Origin of the sequence: Kitasatospora sp. NPDC004723 (assembly GCF_040609255.1) — a bacterium.
Lineage (GTDB): Bacteria > Actinomycetota > Actinomycetes > Streptomycetales > Streptomycetaceae > Kitasatospora.
In genome coordinates this window covers 1-15760 of the sequence record NZ_JBEXJT010000072.1, presented here as the reverse complement: position 1 = coordinate 15760, position 15760 = coordinate 1, and the positions used below count along the sequence as shown (strand labels likewise).

Sequence of the window (15760 nt, the reverse complement as noted above, 5' to 3'; positions counted from 1 at the left end):
CCCCGCACGCGCGGGGATGGCCCCGCCAAGGAGGCCGGCCTGTTCGTCGTCCCGTTCTCGGCCCCGCACGCGCGGGGATGGCCGGTTGCTCCTGATCCTCCGTCGACCGCCACCGCCTTGCGGGCCCGGGCGAAGGGTTCTTCGCCCGGGCCCGGGATCACCGGCCAGCCCGGGCCGGTCGCCTGCGCAGGGTCAGCGGGCGTCTGCGAGGAGGAAGTCGAGCAGGATCTGTCGGCTCGTCTGGGAGGTGAGGCTGCCGTAGACGTCGTCGAACGCGTGGTCGGCGAAGGGCAGTTCCCTCATCTCGACGGCCACGCCCTGCTTCCTCAGCGCCTCCCCGAGGCCGGTGACCGTCTCGGGGCGGGCGCTGCGGTCGCGGTCGCCGACGACGAGCAGGGTGCGGGGCAGGCCGGGGCGGACGTCGGACGTCGGGGACACCTCGCGGTAGCGGTCCGGGTACTGCTGCGGAGTGCCACCGGTGTACATCTCCGCCGCCTCGCGGGTCCCGGCCACGTCCTCCTCCCACATCTGCGCCACATCGGTGCCGGGGTAGAAGCCGATCACGGAGGCCGGGGGCGCGGGGGTGACGCCCTCGGCGGCCTGGATGGTGCCGTTGTGGAGGCGGTAGGCGGTGTTCATCGCCAGGGTGCCGCCCGCCGACATGCCGCCGAGCGAGATCCGCGCGGCGTCGACGCCGTACGCGTCGGCGTTGCGCTGCACCCAGCCCAGGGCGGAGACGAGGTCCTGCGGGGCCTTGTCCCAGGTGGGACGGTCGGGGCCGGCGAGGCGGTAGTCGACGGCGAAGACGGCGACGCCGTGGTCGGCGAGCCAGCGGCCGGTACCGCGAAGGTCGCTCTTGTCGAAGGTGTGGAAGCCCCCGGCGTGGGCGAGCACGACGGCCGGGGTCCGCTTGCCCGGCTCCTTCGCGGGCAGGTAGGCGTCCACCTGGAGAGGCTCGCCCTCGGGGCTGGCGAAGGTCTCGGTCGTGTCCGGCTTCACCGCGGGGTAGCCGAGTTCGGTGAACACCTCACCCACCGAGATGTCGACGCCCGCCTCCCGGGCGGCCTGGAACTGGATGCCGCCGATGACCAGCGCGCCCACGGTGCACAGTGTCGAGACGACGGTGACCACGCGCCCCCAGCGCACCAGCCCGGCCCGCCAGGCCAGCGCGGCGAGGCCGGCGGCGACGAGGGCGAACAGCGCCATGTGGAACGGGTACTGCCCGCCCAGGACCGGCCCGATGATGCCCGCCTTGGGTATCGAGGGGACGTACGCGCCGAGCACGACGGCGACGGCCAGGAACGCGAGGAACGACGCCAGGACGGCGGAGGCGGCCCGCAGGACCCGGACGGCCCGTCCTGGGCGGGGGCCGGGACGGCCGGGGCGGGCCGGCGACGCGGCGGAGCTGTCGGGTGTGGTCATGGCTGTACTCCTGCGATGGTGCGCGGGGCGGTCGCCGCCGTCCGCGGAACTTGTCGGGAGCCGCGAGGTCCTCGCCACCGCACACGGCGGCGAGGACCGGCTCGTACAAGAACGCTAGGAATCCGGCACCCTCGCGGGCCTCACACCGCGGAGCCATTCTCCGGAGCGGCTCTCAGGTAGGGGTCACAGATCGGTGCGGCCGGGCACGACCAGTCCCGTCTCGTAGGCGAGGACGGCGGCCTGGGTGCGGTCCCGCAGCTGGAGCTTCTGCAGGATGCTGCCCATGTGCGTCTTGACCGTCTGCTCGGCGACGACCAGTTCGGCGGCGATCTCCGCGTTGGACAGCCCCCGGGCGACCAGTGTGAGCACCTCGGTCTCGCGGTTGGTGAGGACCTCGATCCGCACCTGGGCGGACGGCTTCGCCGAGCCGCCCAGCCGGGCGAACTCCTCGATGAGCCGCTTGGTGAGCCCGGGCGACAGCAGCGCGTCCCCGGCGGCCACGATGCGTACCGCCTCGGCCAGTTCGACCCCGGAGGCGTCCTTGAGGAGGAACCCGCCGGCCCCGGCCCGCAGCGCCTCGTACACGTACTCGTCGAGGTCGAAGGTGGTCAGGACGAGGACCCTGGTCGACAGGCCGGCCCGACCGGTGATCCGGCGGGTGGCCTCGATGCCGTTCAGTCCGGGCATCCGGATGTCCATCACGACCACGTCGGGGCGCAGTTCCTCGGCCTTGGCCACCGCGTCCAGGCCGTCCACGGCGGTCGCGACCACCTCGATGCCGGGCTGGGCCCCGAGGAGCACCGAGAAGGCCTCGCGGACCATCGCCTGGTCATCGGCGATCATCACTCGGATCGTCATGCGGTCTGTTCCCTGTCTGTCCGGACGGCCGGGGCGGCGGGCACCGGCAGCAGCGCGGCGACCTCGTAGCCACCGTCGGGGGTGGTGCCGGCGGAGAGCTCCCCGCCGAGCATCGCGGCACGTTCGCGCATGCCCAGGAGACCGTGCCCGGCTCCCGGCGAGGGCGCCGCGGCCGCGATGCCGGGGCCGTTGCGGATCCGCAGCCGGAGGGCGGTGTCGGTGTACGTCAGCTCGACACGGGCCGCGGCGCCGGGGGCGTGGCGCAGCGTGTTGCTGAGCGCCTCCTGCACGATGCGGTAGGCGGACAGCTCCACGCCCTCGGGCAGCGGGCGGCGCGTGCCGGAGACCGTCGCCCGCACGTCCAGCCCGGCCGCGCGCACCCCGGCGAGCAGGTCGTCGAGCCGTTGCAGGGTGGGCTGCGGTGCCTCGGGAGCGCGTCCGCCTGGACGGTCCTCGGAGCGCAGCACACCGAGGAGGCGGCGCAGTTCGGTCAGTCCCTCCAGGGCGCCCGCGCGGATGTCGGCCAGCGCCGCGACCAGTTCCCGGGGAGGGTCCGCGACCCGGTACGGGGCGGCCTCCGCCTGGATCGAGATGACGGACATGTGGTGGGCGACCACGTCGTGCAACTCGCGCGCGATCCGGGCGCGTTCCTCCAGGACGGTGCGGTGCGCCCGCTCCTGGGCGAGGGCCCGCTCCTGCTCCATGAGCCGGGCGCGGACCTCCCTCGTGCGGCGCACCCCGGTCGCGGCGGCCACGACGAAGGCGAACAGCGCCAGCACCATGACCGTGAAGTACCAGGGCCCGATCCGCCCGCCCGCGAGCTGCAGTCCCAGCAGCAGCGCGGTGCTCAGCGTCACCGTCTCGGCCGTCACGCGCGGCGGGTTGCGCAGCGCGACCAGGAACGACAGCCCGGCCTGGACCGCCCACGCCCATCCCGTGTACGGGACGAAGGGCGGGTACAGCGAGAACACCGGCAGCATCAGCAACGAGAGCCACCAGGCCGGCAGCGGCCGGCGCAGCGCCGGTACCAGGAGCGCGGCGTGGAGCATCCCGACGGGGCGCAGCGGGATGTCCTCGGTGGCGGAGACGGCCGCGAAGACCGCCACCACGACGACCGCGCCGTGCGGCAGCCACTTCAGCAGTCCTGGCCCGCCCATGGGCGGCATGGGCTGGGGGGCCGCGGTGAACAGGTCCTTCCGTGCGGTGTGCAGCGCTCCGCGCACCGAGCGCCTCCCAGTCCTGGCCATGTGGTCAGTATTGTCCAATTCGTCCACCGGACGGCCACGGCCGGGGTGCTCAGCGGTACGGGCGCTCACGGTGCCTTCCTCGGCCGGGGTGCAGTCGGTCACCACGCTACGGAAGGGGCCCACCGGCCGGCCTCCCGCTGCGGAGCCGTCCTCGGCCTGGCTCTCAGGTATGAGGCGTCAAGGGCCCCGCCTCGGGAGAGGCCACAGCCGCCGGATGGAAGCGCCCGACACAGACCGATGCGCCCGGCCACTTCCGCCGGATAGCATCGCAGCTCAGCAAGCCTCGGCCCCGCACGCGCGGGGATGGTCCCCGTAGATCCTGCGGAGGCCGCCGCCGAGCTCCCTCGGCCCCGCACGCGCGGGGATGGTCCCGCCTACAACTTCGACCCGGCGAAGCTACGGACCTCGGCCCCGCACGCGCGGGGATGGTCCCTCGGTACCTCGGGCCCGGCACGTCGTTGAGCTCTCGGCCCCGCACGCGCGGGGATGGTCCCTGACTCAACCCCTCTGCCCCGACTGGGGACTTCTCGGCCCCGCACGCGCGGGGATGGTCCCCCAGAACGCCGCCCGCACCGTGCTCGCCAGCCCTCGGCCCCGCACGCGCGGGGATGGTCCCGAGGAGCGCGCCGATGCTCTCCAGGTCCACCACTCGGCCCCGCACGCGCGGGGATGGTCCTGCGCACCGGCGGGCGGAGGACGCGGTCCGCGTCTCGGCCCCGCACGCGCGGGGATGGTCCCTGGTGGCGGACGGCATCGGCCTTCGTGTCGTACTCGGCCCCGCACGCGCGGGGATGGTCCCAAGGCGATCGAAGGCCCGTTCACCGGCCACGACTCGGCCCCGCACGCGCGGGGATGGGGGTGCCGGTTGGGATTCCGTGGTCTCGTAGGGGGCCCACGGTGAGGCCCTGGGCTCGGCAGTGGGCGGCGATCAAGGGGAGGGCGGCGAGGGTGGAGCGCCAGGAGTCGGGGGCCGAGGTGTCGTCGGAGTCGTGGAGGAGGAGGGTGGCCCCGCCGACCAGGTGGGGGCGGGCGGTGGCGTAGACGGAGGGGCCGGTCGCTCCCCGTTCCCAGTCGCGGCCCCAGGCCGTCCACAGGACGGTGCGCAGGCCCAGGCGGTGGGCGGCGAGGGCGAGGCCGGCGGTGAGGACGCCGTACGGGGGGCGGTACCAGTGCGGGCGGGTGCCGGCGAGCTCGGTGACGGCGTCGGTGGCGCGGCACAGTTCGCGCAGGTCGCGGGCGGGGGCCGGGCGGTACTGGCGGCGGTGGTGCCAGCCGTGGACGGCGACCTCGTGTCCCCGGGCGACCAGCTCGTGGCCGAGCTCCGGGGCGCGTTCCAGCATGGCGCCCAGCAGGAAGAAGGTCGCGTGGACGCCGAGCGAGTCCAGGGCGTCCAGGATCGGCGGGGTGCCGCGCGGGTCGGGGCCGTCGTCGAAGGTGAGGGCGACGTGTCGCGGGTCGCCGTAGCCGGCGGTGCGGCGGGCGGCGAGGCGTTTGACGGGCGGCAGGCGGACGGCGGCCGGCGCGAGGTGCAGCAGTTCCACGGCGGCCGCGGTGCCCAGCAGGACGCCGGCCCTCACCCGAAGCGGGACGCCATCCGCCGGAACAGGCCGGGAGCGGCGCCGTGGAGGCGGGCCGGGTAGCCGAGCCAGTGCGGTACGAAGACCCGGTCGCGCTCGCCGGTGAGCGCCCCGAGGACGATGTCGGCCACCGCCTGCGCGGGGACCGGGCGGGGGCGTTCGCGCTGGTAGTCGGTGCCCCGGGTGGCGAAGAACGGGGTCTCGACCGCGCCCGGCAGGATCAGCCGGACGCCGACACCGGTACCGCGCAGCTCGTACCAGAGGCTCTCGGCGAACATGGTGAGCCCGGCCTTGGTCGCCGCGTAGGCGGCCTCGTCGCGGACGCCGACCTGGCCGGCCATCGAGCCCAGCAGGACGATCCGGCCCCGGTCGCGCTCCAGCATGCCTGGCAGGAGCAGGCGGGTGAGCCGCAACGGGGCGGCGAGGTTGACCTCCAGCATCCGGTCCAGGGTGTCGGCGGGGGTCGACGCGAAGGGGCCGCGCCAGCCGAGGCCGGCGCTGGCGACCAGGGCGTCCACCCGTCCGGCCGCGGCGAGGGCGGCTTCGGCGAGGCGCTGGGCGCCGTCGGGCTTGGCGAGGTCGGCGGGTAAGGGCCGGCCGCCGGTGCGGGCAGCGACCGCGTCGAGCCGGGCCTGGTCGGTGCCGGAGAGCAGCAGCCGCCAGCCGGCGGCGGCGAGCCGGTCGGCGGTGGCCGCGCCGATGCCCGAGGAGGCGCCGGTCAGCAGGGCGACCGGCGGGTCGTCGGCGGGCCGGCGCCGCGCCCGGCGGGAGGGCGGATGGTCGTCGTCCGTGGTCATGGCACCTGCCGCTCTGTGCGCACCTCGCCGTCCGATTTGTCCGGCAAGTCACCTTCGCACGGCGGATCCGTTCGGGCGACCGGGATGCCGCCGTGAGTGGTCCCCGCCGGTGTCCGGGGCGGGTCCCAGCTCGGCCTCCACCTCGCCGAAGCGGGACAGGACGACGGTGCCGCCGACCGCCACCGCGAAGCCGGTCAGCACGCACCAGGCGTAACCGGGGCGGGCGGTGTCGCCCAGTACGGCCACCCCGACCAGCGCCGGGCCGAAGGTCTCCGAGACGGTGCTGGCGGCGGTCGAGGCCGTCACCGTGCCGCGCTGCAGGGCGAGCGCGTACGCGAGGTAGCCGCCGAGGCCGCCCAGGGCCAGCCCGTACGCCGCCGGGTCGGTGAACACGTCGAGCGGGCCGGAGAAGTCGAAGACCCGGACGGCGAGGCTGGTGACGCCGAAGCCGACGCCCGCCAACAGGCCCAGGCCCACGGCCGCCGCGGTGCCGTCGCGGCGGGCGAGCAGCAGGATGAGCAGCAGCATCAGCACGGTCGTGCCGAGCAGCGCCCAGTGGAAGGCGGACGGCGCGTGGTCGCGGCCCGCTTCGCCGGAGCCGACGGCCAGCAGGGTGAGGCCGACCACCACGGCCAGGATGCCCAGCAGGTCGGCGCGGTGCAGCCGGGCGCCGAGCAGTCGGGCGGCGGCGAGCGCGGTGACGGCGAGGCTGGCGTTGGTGACGGCCTGCACCAGGAAGAGGGGCAGGCTGCGCAGGGCGACGATGCTCAGCGCGAAGCCCACGATGTCCAGGGCGGTGCCGAGCAGGAAGCGCCAGGAGCGCAGCAGCGCCGCCAGCGGGCCGAACCGTATCCGGGTGATGTGCGGGGCCTCGCGCGCGCCGCCCGCCTGGAAGACCGAGCCGAAGCCGAAGCAGACGGTGGCGACCAGGGCGGTGGTGAGTCCGAGCAGCATGGCCCTCCCGGCATCGGCGGGCGCCCCGGGGAACGGGGTCACCCCCAGTGTCCGCCGGGCGCGGCCGTGGCGCAGAAGGGCGGTGTCATCGCGCGGTCGGCGTCGGGGAGCGGCCGGCGTCGGCGAGCGGTCGGCGTCGGCGGGCGGTCGGCCTCAGCGCGCGGTCGGGGGACCGGCGACGTACGCGAAGACGCCGTTGGCCACGGGCAGCGTGGCCATCAGCGCGAGCCCGACGTACACGTTCCCCCCGAGGTCGCCCGGTACCCAGAGGTCCGCCACCGTCGTGATGGCGACGGCCAGCACGCCGAGCACGGCGAGGCCCGCCAGCACCCCGCGGCGGCGGTTCGGCGGGCGCCTGCGGTAGTAGTCGCCGCTGACTCCGGTGGCGCCGAAGATGCAGATCCCCCAGGGCACGCCCGGGGTCCAGTCGTCCCCCAGCAGCAGCCGTACCGCCAGCGCGAGCAGGCCGATGAGCAGCGCCATCCCGATCTCGGCCAGGATCGTGGCCTTCACCAGGCTCCGGACGTGCATGTCCCGCTCCCCTCCCCGTTCCCTGCGGGGAGGCTATCCCCGGCAGCCGTCAGCCGTCACGGCCGGAGCCCTCGTCGAGCACGGGGAGGGCGGACCAGACGGGCGGGAGGGCGTCCGGGGAGGGGTGAACGGTGTAGTGGTGCGGGGCCGTCGCGGTCTCGCGCCCGCCGAGCGCGGCCATCACCGCGCGGTGGGCGGCGGCGGCGGTGAGGTCCGGGTGGGCGGCGGCGATGCGCGCGGCCAGGCCGTCGTCGGTGCGGACGAGGTCGACCGCCGCGGCGGCCGGGCCGAGGGCCTCGGCGAGCAGGGCGCGGACGGCGTCGAGGTCGATCCAGTCGGCGCCGACGCGGTGCCAGTCGCCCGTCCGGGTGACGGGGCGCAGGCCGCTGAGCGCGGCCAGCTCGGTGAGCGGGAGGGGGTGGTCGGCAGCGGCGGCGAGCACGGCGGGGACGGCGTGGGCGAAGCGCTCGGTGTCGGCCCGGTCGAGCACCTGGGGGCAGGCGAGCAGGGCGAACTCCAGGGTCCCGGTGGTGCGCAGGAGGTTGAGCATCAGCCGGACCGGCACCGGCTGGTCCGGCAGCCACTGGAGTTCGGGGTCGGCGGTGGGGGCGGGGCGGGCGTCGGACAGCGCCTCGGGGATGGCGAGGCTGAGGTCGTTGACGACGACCTGGCGGGCGAAGCGGGCGCCGCGCCGCTCGGAGACCTCGTCGATGAGCCGCCAGACCTTGTCGGCGTTGAGGGTGCTGTGCCAGTAGCCCGTGAAGGAGGCGGACTTGGTCCGGCCGATCAGCTCGTCGAGGTCGCCGGCCGCGGTGTCGAGGGCGATCAGCGCGTCCTGGGCGAGGGTGCCGATGTGGTCGGCGAGCGCGGCGCGCTGGCGGTTGGCGGACAGCGCGGAGATCACCAGGTCGGTGCGGTCGGCACGGTGGGCGGTGAGGGCGGCGAAGACGGCAAGCAGGACGACCGAGGGGCTGGCCGCGGTGCGGCGGCAGACCGTTTCCAGGTCGGCGGCGGCGGTGCGGGAGCGCAGCAGGACGGCGGCGAGCCCGTCCGGCGGGCCGGTGATGCCGTCGGCGGCGAAGACCGTCGTGGGGCCGGTGGTGAGGATCGACTCCCAGTGCTTGAGCGCGGCCGCGGTCTTGCGGCGGCCCTGCGTGCTCTGCTCCTGGGCGGCCACCTGGAGCGGGGTGCGGGAGGTGGCGGGCGGCAGTTCCTTGCCGGCGGCGAGGGCCAGCCAGTCCTGGATGAGCAGGGTGACGGCGGCGCCGTCGACTCCCGCGTGGCAGGCCGTCACGACCAGTCTGCGCACCAGCTCGCCGTCGGCGACGAGGGTGAAGCGCAGGCGCGGGGCGGCGGCGAGGTCGAGCGGCAGGGCGACATCGACCTGCGTCAATTCCTCGACCAGCGCGTCGAGTTCGCTGTCCGTGCGGTCCCGGGCGGGCACCGTGGCGACGGTGAACTCGCCTTCCGGGCACACCTGCTGGTGCTCGGGGAAGGCGTCGGCGGCGGGGCCGGGCGGGAAGGCGGTGCGCAGCGACTCGTGGCGCTCGACCAGGGCGCGCAGCGCGTCGACGGCGGCGGGCACGGTGGTGCCGTCGGGGACCGGCCAGGCCGAGGCCTGGTTCATCTGCTCGGGCCGGTCGCGCCGGATGCAGCGGATCATGTTGTCCTGGCCGAGGGTGAGCGGGCCGGTGCCGTCGCTCGCACCGGCGTAGCGGACCGTGATCCGCCCGTCGGCCTCTTCCGCGTCGTACGTCACGTGGTGCGTGCCCTTCGGCTCGACAGGTCCCGACAGGTCCCGGCGGGGATGCGGTCGGGAAAGCGGTGGGAGTGCGGTGGGAATGCGATGGGGACGCTATCAGCGCCGCGATCATCCGGAACAGACCAGAATCCTGGGATGCCGAAGCATATTTGACGCTTCGTCAACTACCTGACGTGGCACCGACATCGGCCATGGACCAGCTGTGCACACGGGCCCGGACAGGGCGTTCGCCGACCGCCGCGAGGGCGGCGCGGAACGGGCCGGGGGCGGGCAGGTCGTCGATCCGGCACGGGCCCGGGCCGAGCACGCCGGGGTCGGCGAGCAGCAGCGGCGCCGGGCCGGCCAGCGGCAGGCCGAAGCCCTGGACGAGCCGGCCGCCGTAGGCCTTGACGCAGGCCTCGCGGCGGCACCACAGCTCGGTGAACCGCTCGGCGGGCGCCGGATCGGCCGCGACCAGGGCCGCCTCGGCCGCGGGGAAGTAGCGGCGGGCCAGTCGCAGGGCGCTGCGGGCGTCGCGGACCTCCTCCACGTCGACACCGACGGCGCGCTCCTCGGCGAGGGCGACGGCGGCGAGGGCGCCGGAGGCGGACTGGTTGACGGCGAGCCCGTCGATCCCGGGTTTGCCGTTCGGCCCGCGCCGCCAGACGAGCCGCGCGGGGTCGCGGCCGAGCCGGGCGCCGACGAGCAGCCGGGCCGCGCCGTGGGCGACGGTGAACCGCCGGCCGAAGCGCGGGTCCGGGCCGTCGGCGCGGGCGCGTTCGGCCGGGTCGAGCAGCTCGCGCAGGGCGCGGACCACCGGCTCGGGCTGGTCGGTGGGGATCAGCCAGACGTCGACGCGGTCGGCGCCCGCGCCGCCCGCGGTGCCGGGATCGGCACCCGCGGTCACGGACCGGCGCGCAGGGTCAGGGTGGAGAGCACACCGAGCCGGGGGTCGAAGTCGGCGAGCAGCACGGTCCGCCGCTCGGCCCGCCAGGCCGGCAGGCGCTCGGCGAGTTGCGACCAGAGTCCGGTGAACGGCTGGCCGGCGGGGGTGCGCACGGCGTCCAGGCCGGGCACCTCCAGCGCGGCGGAGAGCAGCACGGCCGCTCCCTCCCCCAGCGCCTTCGCCTGTCGGCGCACCTCCTCGGCGGCGGCTCCGGGGTCGGTCCCGCCGTCCTGGCGGACGGCCAGCTCCTCGCCCGGCGCCGTCTCGCAGACCAGGACGACCGCGCAGTGCCGTTCGGGCAGGGTGACCGGTGCGGCCGGCTCGTAGTGCAGGGCGGTCTGCTCGGCGAGCACGACGACCGCGCGATGGGCGACGCCGGTCCGCTGGTACGCGGTGGCCGCGCGCAGCGCGCCGAACGCCCCGGCGGTGCCCTGGTCGCAGAGCGCCAGGGCGAGCGGCGTGCCCGCGCAGGAGCGGCTGAGCGCGAGCGAGGTGGGCGCGCCGGGCCGGACGTCGGGCGAGTCGAAGGCCTGGACGAGCACGTCGGCCGGCTCGCCCGGGCCGAGTGCCTCGGCCAGCAGTCCGGCGGCCAGTTCCTCGTAGGCGTGGCCGACGCCCTCGGCCAGCAGGTCCTCGCGCAGCGGCAGGCCGTAGGGGCGGACCAGGTCGGAGACGAAGACCCGCAGGTCGGGGTCGAGGGAGAGCTCGGAGCGGCCGTCGCCGTACCGCGTCAGCACCCGGGTGAGACCCGGCGCGGCGGGCACCGGTCAGTCCTCGGCGATGAGGTGCGAGGCGACGTAGTCGGCCAGGCCGGTGACCGAGCGCAGGTCGTCCTCCGTGATCTGCTCGACGTCGACCTGCAGGTCGAGCGCCTCCTCCAGCTCCAGGATCAGCTCGATGGTGCCGGCCGAGGTGAGGCCGAGGTCGTCGAAGAGGCAGGCGTTCTCGGGGATCTCGGGCAGGTCCCGCTTGAGGACGCGCGGCAGCAGCTCGCCGAGGCTGTGCAGGATCCGGTCGCGCAGCTCGGTGTCGATGGTCTGGACCACTTGGTCGGACATGGGTGGGACCGTCCCGTCGTACGTGGTGGAGTGGGGTCGGGGCGCCGGACAACCGGCGTACTGAAAAAGGTCACTGACGAGCCGTCAGTGCTCGACGACCATGGCGGAGAAGGTCGCTCCGATACCGGCGGAGGCGATGAGGTAGCGGTCGCCGCGGCCGAGCAGCCCCCGCGTGGTGGCGGTGTGCAGGTTGATCAGGCTGTCCGCTGCGAAACTGTGCCCCACGGCGGGCACGTTGTCCAGCACCACCTTCCCGATCGGGAAGCCGATCCGGCGCGCGATCATCCGCCAGGAGGCCTGGTTGACGTTGTGCGGAAGCAGCAGCGCGAGGTCGGAGAGGTCCAGACCGGCCTGGCCGAGGGCGGCCTCGATCGCCTCGACCATCACCGCCGGGTACTCGCGCTGGTAGCGGGCGAGCAGCTCCGGGTCCTCGGCCAGCCGGCCGTCGAACTCCGGGCGCTGGCGCACCGCGTAGGACAGCACGCGGTCCCGCTCGCCCTCGGCGCTGACCAGGCAGGCCGCCGCGCCCTCGGCGAAGATGCCGGTCTCGGGCACCACCTGGGCGTCCTTGGTGAAGGTCTTCTCCCCGGCGAGCACCAGGGCCAGCGCCTCCCGGTCGGGTTCTCCGGCGAGCAGGCGTCCGGCCAGGTCGACGGCCAGCAGGCCGACCGCGCAGGCGTGGTGGGTGACGGTGAAGGCCTGGGCGTGGCCGAGGCCGTAGCGTCCGAGCAGGTCGTGCAGCGGGTTGAGCGGGTAGGGCACCGCCACCGGCATGCTGCGCGCGTGGATCACGAAGCGGACGTGCCGTTCGCGTCCGCGCAGCTCCGGAAGGGCGTCGACGGCGGCGCCGAGCAGGTCGGGCAGCGTCCCGTCCGGGTCCAGTCGCAGCTGGTCCAGGCCGTGGAAGCGGCGGAAGAGTCGAAGTTGACGTGGGGTCAAGCCGATGCGCTCACCCACTGCCTCGATGGGCACGATGTGGTGGGGGAGGTGAACGGCCACTGCCTCCAGTGCGGTCACGCGGGCTAGTATTCCCACGCCCGACGGGTCCGCACAAGTGATCTCGGGCGGTTGCGGCACACATCCCGCACACCTCGCCGACGGAACGCGCACCCCCGGTGCCGCCGTCCCCCGTCCCCCGCTTCGTCGAGCCGGTGGAGTCCCCGGATGACCGATCGTGAACCACCCGTCGCCGTGCCGCCGGTCCGTGCGGCACTGGTGTCCCTCCTGGCCGAGGCCGCGCAGGCGCCGCCCGGCTGGGCCTCGCGGGTGACCCCGCAGGCCCGGCTGGACGGCGACCTGCTGCTCGACGAGACCGAGCTCGCGGCGCTGCACGAGGCCCTGCGCCGGGACTTCGGCCCCTCGGTGGACCTCGCCGCGCTGCGGGCCGGGCTGGACCTGGCCGGACTGGAGGCGCTGAGCGTCGCCGACGTCGAGCGGCTGCTGCCCGCGGAGGACGCCCGATGAGCCGCTTCCTGCTGGTGGTCCCACCGCTGACCGGGCACGTCAACCCGACCGTGGGCCTGGCCCGGGAGCTGGTGGCGCGCGGCCACGAGGTGGCCTGGACCGGCACCGAGTCGGCGCTGCGGCCTCTGCTGGGGCCCGACGCGGCGGTGTTCGGCACCGGCACCCGGGCGTTCCGGGCGCAGGGCGGGCACGGGCTGGCCGCCGTCCGCTCGCTGTGGCAGGGGTTCATCGTCCCGTACGCGCGGTTCACCGTGAAGGCGCTGGACGCGGCGGTGCGTGAGTACCGGCCGGACGCGCTGCTGGTGGACCAGCACACGCCGGCCGGGGCGCTGGTGGCGCACCGGCACGGGCTGCCCTGGGGCACCCTGGCGCCGGGCGCGATGGAGCTGGGACGTCCGCTGCGGGCGCTGCCGCTGGTCGAGCAGTGGATGTCCGACCTGCTCCGCGGCCTGTGGCAGCGGGCCGGGCTGCCCGCGGAGGAGTACACCGACCCGCGGTTCTCCCCCGCGCTGGTACTGGCCTTCACCGGCCCGGCGCTCACCGGTCCGGCGCTGACCGGGGCGGAACCGACCGGCGCCGAGGCGCTGCCCGCCCAGTACGCCCTGGTGGGGCCGGTGCTGGCGGACCGGCCGGCCGATCCGGCCTTCCCCTGGGAGCGGCTGCTGCCGGGGCGCCGGCGGGTGCTGGTCACCATGGGCACCCTCTCCGGCGAGCTGGGCGCGGACTTCCTGGCCCGGGCGGCGCGGGCGCTGGAGCTGGCCGGGCCCGGCGTGCAGCCGGTGTTCGCGGCGCCCGGCGAGCTGCTGCCCGAACTGCCCGCCGAGGCGGTGGCGGTGGACCGGGCGCCGGTGCTGGAGCTGATGCGGCGCGGGGCGCTGGACGCGGTGCTGTGCCACGGCGGGATGAACACCGTCGGCGAGGCGCTGGCGCACGGGCTGCCGCTGGTGACGGCGCCGATCCGGCACGACCAGCCGTTCGTGGCGGCGCAGGTGGCGGCGGCCGGGGCCGGACTGCGGGTGCCGTTCGCCCGGGTGACGCCGGATCACCTCGCCGGCGCGCTGCGGAGCGTGCTGGAGGAGCCCGGGTACCGGGCGGCGGCGGCCCGGGTCGGATCCGAACTGCTCGCCGGCGGCGGGGCCGTGACGGCCGCCGACCGGGTGGAGGCACTGGTCGCGACGGCTGCCCGTCGGGCCAATCCATTGGTCTAGGCCATTGTTTCCGGGGCGCCGTTCACCCTAGGGTGGCCCGCAGCACCGCTTCCCAGGTGCCCCGCGCGCCGCCTTCCCGGCGCCCCGGCAACCCATCCCCGCTCGGGAGTTCTGGTTGATCGAGACCAAGGGGCTGAGAAAGTCCTACCCTTCCAAGAAACGCGGCCAGCCCCCCGTGGACGCCGTCCGAGGCATCGACCTGGACGTCGAGCCGGGTGAGATCTTCGGCTTCCTCGGCCCCAACGGCGCCGGGAAGACGACCACCCTGCGCATGCTCGCCACCCTCATCCGACCGGACGGCGGCGAGGCCCGGATCGCCGGCGCCGACCTGTTCGCCGACCCCGCCGAGGTGCGCCGCCGGATCGGCTACGTCGCCCAGGGCGGCGGCACCACCGACGCCGTCACCGCCCGCGAGGAACTCGTGATGCAGGCGCGGATGCACGGCAAGGGCAAGGCCGAGGCGCTCAACCGCGCCGAGGACGCGCTCAAGGCCTTCGAGCTCACCGAGTTCGGCGACCGGCCGTGCCGCACCTACTCCGGCGGCCAGCGCCGGCGCGTCGACATCGCGCTCGGCGTCATCCACGCGCCGAAGGTGCTGTTCCTCGACGAGCCGACGGTCGGCCTCGACCCGGCCAGCCGCGGCCACGTCTGGACCGAGATCCGGCGGCTGCGCGACGAGGGCATGACCGTCGTCGTCACCACCCACTACCTGGACGAGGCCGACGCGCTCTGCGACCGGGTCGCCATCGTCGACCACGGCGGCATCGTCGCCGAGGGCACACCCGAGGCGCTCAAACGCGAGATCTCCGGCGACGTCGTGCTCATCGGGCTCGGCGCCGGCGAGGCCGAACGGGCCGCCAAGGCACTGCGCGAGCAGCCCGACCTGCCCGAGCTGCACCGCCTGGAGCTGAACGGCGAGGACGGGGTGCGGCTCTACCTGGACGACGGCGCCGCCGCCGTCCCGCGCCTGCTGCGGGCCCTGGACGGGGCCGGCGTCGTCACCGGCACCGTGCAGCTGCAACGGCCCAGCCTGGACGACGTGTTCCTGGCCCGCACCGGCCGCTCCATCGAGCAGTCCTGACCGCACCTCCGGATCCCTGAGGAGGGGCCCCATGAAGCTCGCCCGCGACACCTGGCTGGTCTTCCAGCGCCAGCTGCTGCTGATGTGGCGAACACCGGTCTGGATCGCCGTCGGAGTGATCCAGCCGATCTTCTACCTGCTGCTCTTCGCGCCGCTGCTCAAGCAGGTGCTGGAGCCGATGGGCGCGCACACCTACGCCGAGGCCTACCAGATCTACGTGCCCGGCCTGTTGGCCGTGCTGTGCATCTTCGGCGGCCTGTACACCGGCTTCAGCCTGCTCGGCGAACTGCGGGCCGGGATCATCGAGCGGGCCCGGGTCACCCCGGTCAGCCGGCTCGCCCTGCTGCTCGGCCGGGCCCTGCGCGAGATGGTGGCGCTGCTCGTCCAGGCGGTGATCATCACGCTCATCGCGCTGCCGTTCGGCCTGCGGGTCGGCCCGCTGGACCTGGTGCTGGCCTTCCTGCTGATGGGCCTGCTCGCGCTGATGACCTCGGCGATCTCCTACGGGATCGCGCTGGTGCTGCCGGCCGACGAGGCGATGGCGCCGGTGGTGAACACCCTCGCCCAGCCGATCGCGCTGCTGTCGGGCACGCTGCTGCCGCTGGCGCTGGCGCCGGTGTGGCTGCAGACGATGGCCAAGTGGAACCCCTTCTACTGGGCCGTGGAGGGCATGCGTTCGCTGTTCTCGGGCCACGTCGGGAACAGCGTGGTCTGGCAGGGCCTGCTGGTGGTCACGGTGATGACGGCGGCGGCGGTGTTCTGGTCGGCGCGGCTGTTCTCGACCCGGGTGCGCGACTGCGGCCAGGGGTGGGGCCGGCCTTCGAGCAGCGCCCGGTAGGCCTCGCCGCCGGCGTCGATCGCGGCTGTTCTGGCCCT

At 75.1% G+C, this 15760-nt stretch carries 15 protein-coding genes, 1 pseudogene and 2 CRISPR repeat arrays (1 of these 18 cut by a window edge); of the genes and pseudogenes, 4 read left to right on the top strand and 12 right to left on the bottom strand.

Features of this window, described 5'->3' with window-relative positions:
• Window positions 1-83: direct repeats of the CRISPR family, unit length 27 nt; unit sequence CTCGGCCCCGCACGCGCGGGGATGGCC (it extends 67 nt beyond the left edge of the window).
• A 109-nt stretch (window positions 84-192) separates the two neighbouring features.
• The 12 genes and pseudogenes from ABZW10_RS37135 to ABZW10_RS37080 all read right to left on the bottom strand — a co-directional run bounded on the left by ABZW10_RS37135 (window position 193) and on the right by ABZW10_RS37080 (window position 12148).
• Window positions 193-1422 carry an alpha/beta hydrolase gene (locus tag ABZW10_RS37135; protein WP_355375618.1) on the bottom strand — a complete coding sequence of 410 codons (1230 nt, stop codon included), beginning with the start codon at window positions 1420-1422 and terminating at the stop codon, window positions 193-195.
• A gap of 183 nt (window positions 1423-1605) precedes the next feature.
• On the bottom strand, window positions 1606-2280 hold the full coding sequence (locus ABZW10_RS37130; RefSeq protein WP_355375615.1) for a response regulator transcription factor: 675 nt from the start codon (window positions 2278-2280) through the stop codon (window positions 1606-1608).
• A complete protein-coding gene (locus tag ABZW10_RS37125; protein ID WP_355375612.1) occupies window positions 2277-3527 on the bottom strand; it encodes a sensor histidine kinase in 1251 nt (416 codons plus the stop codon). Before ABZW10_RS37125 ends, ABZW10_RS37130 begins: the two co-directional genes overlap by 4 nt.
• 282 nt (window positions 3528-3809) lie before the next feature.
• A CRISPR array of direct repeats spans window positions 3810-4387; the repeat unit is 29 nt; unit sequence CTCGGCCCCGCACGCGCGGGGATGGTCCC.
• Between the two features lie 246 nt (window positions 4388-4633).
• A pseudogene (locus ABZW10_RS37120) lies at window positions 4634-5068 on the bottom strand (polysaccharide deacetylase family protein); the annotation flags it as partial.
• Window positions 5069-5100: 32 nt separating this feature from the next.
• Window positions 5101-5901, bottom strand: coding sequence for an SDR family NAD(P)-dependent oxidoreductase (locus ABZW10_RS37115; protein WP_355375610.1), 801 nt, complete (start codon window positions 5899-5901; stop codon window positions 5101-5103).
• 48 nt (window positions 5902-5949) lie between these two features.
• Complete coding sequence (locus tag ABZW10_RS37110) at window positions 5950-6855, bottom strand: DMT family transporter (RefSeq protein ID WP_355375608.1); 906 nt, start codon at window positions 6853-6855, stop codon at window positions 5950-5952.
• Between the two features lie 153 nt (window positions 6856-7008).
• A complete protein-coding gene (locus ABZW10_RS37105) occupies window positions 7009-7386 on the bottom strand; it encodes a hypothetical protein (RefSeq protein ID WP_355375605.1) in 378 nt (125 codons plus the stop codon).
• Between the two features lie 49 nt (window positions 7387-7435).
• Window positions 7436-9145 (bottom strand): condensation domain-containing protein, encoded by a 1710-nt coding sequence (locus ABZW10_RS37100; RefSeq protein WP_355375602.1) that lies wholly within the window; start codon window positions 9143-9145, stop codon window positions 7436-7438.
• 163 nt (window positions 9146-9308) lie between these two features.
• Complete coding sequence (locus ABZW10_RS37095; protein WP_355375599.1) at window positions 9309-10034, bottom strand: 4'-phosphopantetheinyl transferase superfamily protein; 726 nt, start codon at window positions 10032-10034, stop codon at window positions 9309-9311.
• A complete protein-coding gene (locus ABZW10_RS37090; protein ID WP_355375596.1) occupies window positions 10031-10837 on the bottom strand; it encodes a hypothetical protein in 807 nt (268 codons plus the stop codon). The genes ABZW10_RS37095 and ABZW10_RS37090 overlap by 4 nt, the downstream gene beginning before the upstream one ends.
• Before the next feature lie 3 nt (window positions 10838-10840).
• Complete coding sequence (locus ABZW10_RS37085; protein ID WP_355375593.1) at window positions 10841-11131, bottom strand: phosphopantetheine-binding protein; 291 nt, start codon at window positions 11129-11131, stop codon at window positions 10841-10843.
• A gap of 84 nt (window positions 11132-11215) precedes the next feature.
• Window positions 11216-12148 carry a 3-oxoacyl-[acyl-carrier-protein] synthase III C-terminal domain-containing protein gene (locus tag ABZW10_RS37080; protein ID WP_355375590.1) on the bottom strand — a complete coding sequence of 311 codons (933 nt, stop codon included), beginning with the start codon at window positions 12146-12148 and terminating at the stop codon, window positions 11216-11218.
• A 147-nt stretch (window positions 12149-12295) separates the two neighbouring features.
• Between ABZW10_RS37080 and ABZW10_RS37075 the strand changes: the two genes are divergently transcribed.
• From ABZW10_RS37075 to ABZW10_RS37060, 4 genes are all read left to right on the top strand, one after another.
• Window positions 12296-12595, top strand: coding sequence for a hypothetical protein (locus ABZW10_RS37075; protein ID WP_355375587.1), 300 nt, complete (start codon window positions 12296-12298; stop codon window positions 12593-12595).
• Window positions 12592-13803: a glycosyltransferase gene (locus tag ABZW10_RS37070; RefSeq protein WP_355375584.1), complete on the top strand. Its 1212-nt coding sequence runs from the start codon at window positions 12592-12594 to the stop codon at window positions 13801-13803. The genes ABZW10_RS37075 and ABZW10_RS37070 overlap by 4 nt, the downstream gene beginning before the upstream one ends.
• A gap of 175 nt (window positions 13804-13978) precedes the next feature.
• Window positions 13979-14884 (top strand): ATP-binding cassette domain-containing protein, encoded by a 906-nt coding sequence (locus tag ABZW10_RS37065; RefSeq protein ID WP_355375581.1) that lies wholly within the window; start codon window positions 13979-13981, stop codon window positions 14882-14884.
• Between the two features lie 31 nt (window positions 14885-14915).
• Window positions 14916-15722 (top strand): ABC transporter permease, encoded by an 807-nt coding sequence (locus tag ABZW10_RS37060; protein ID WP_355375578.1) that lies wholly within the window; start codon window positions 14916-14918, stop codon window positions 15720-15722.
• Window positions 15723-15760: the final 38 nt, after the last annotated feature.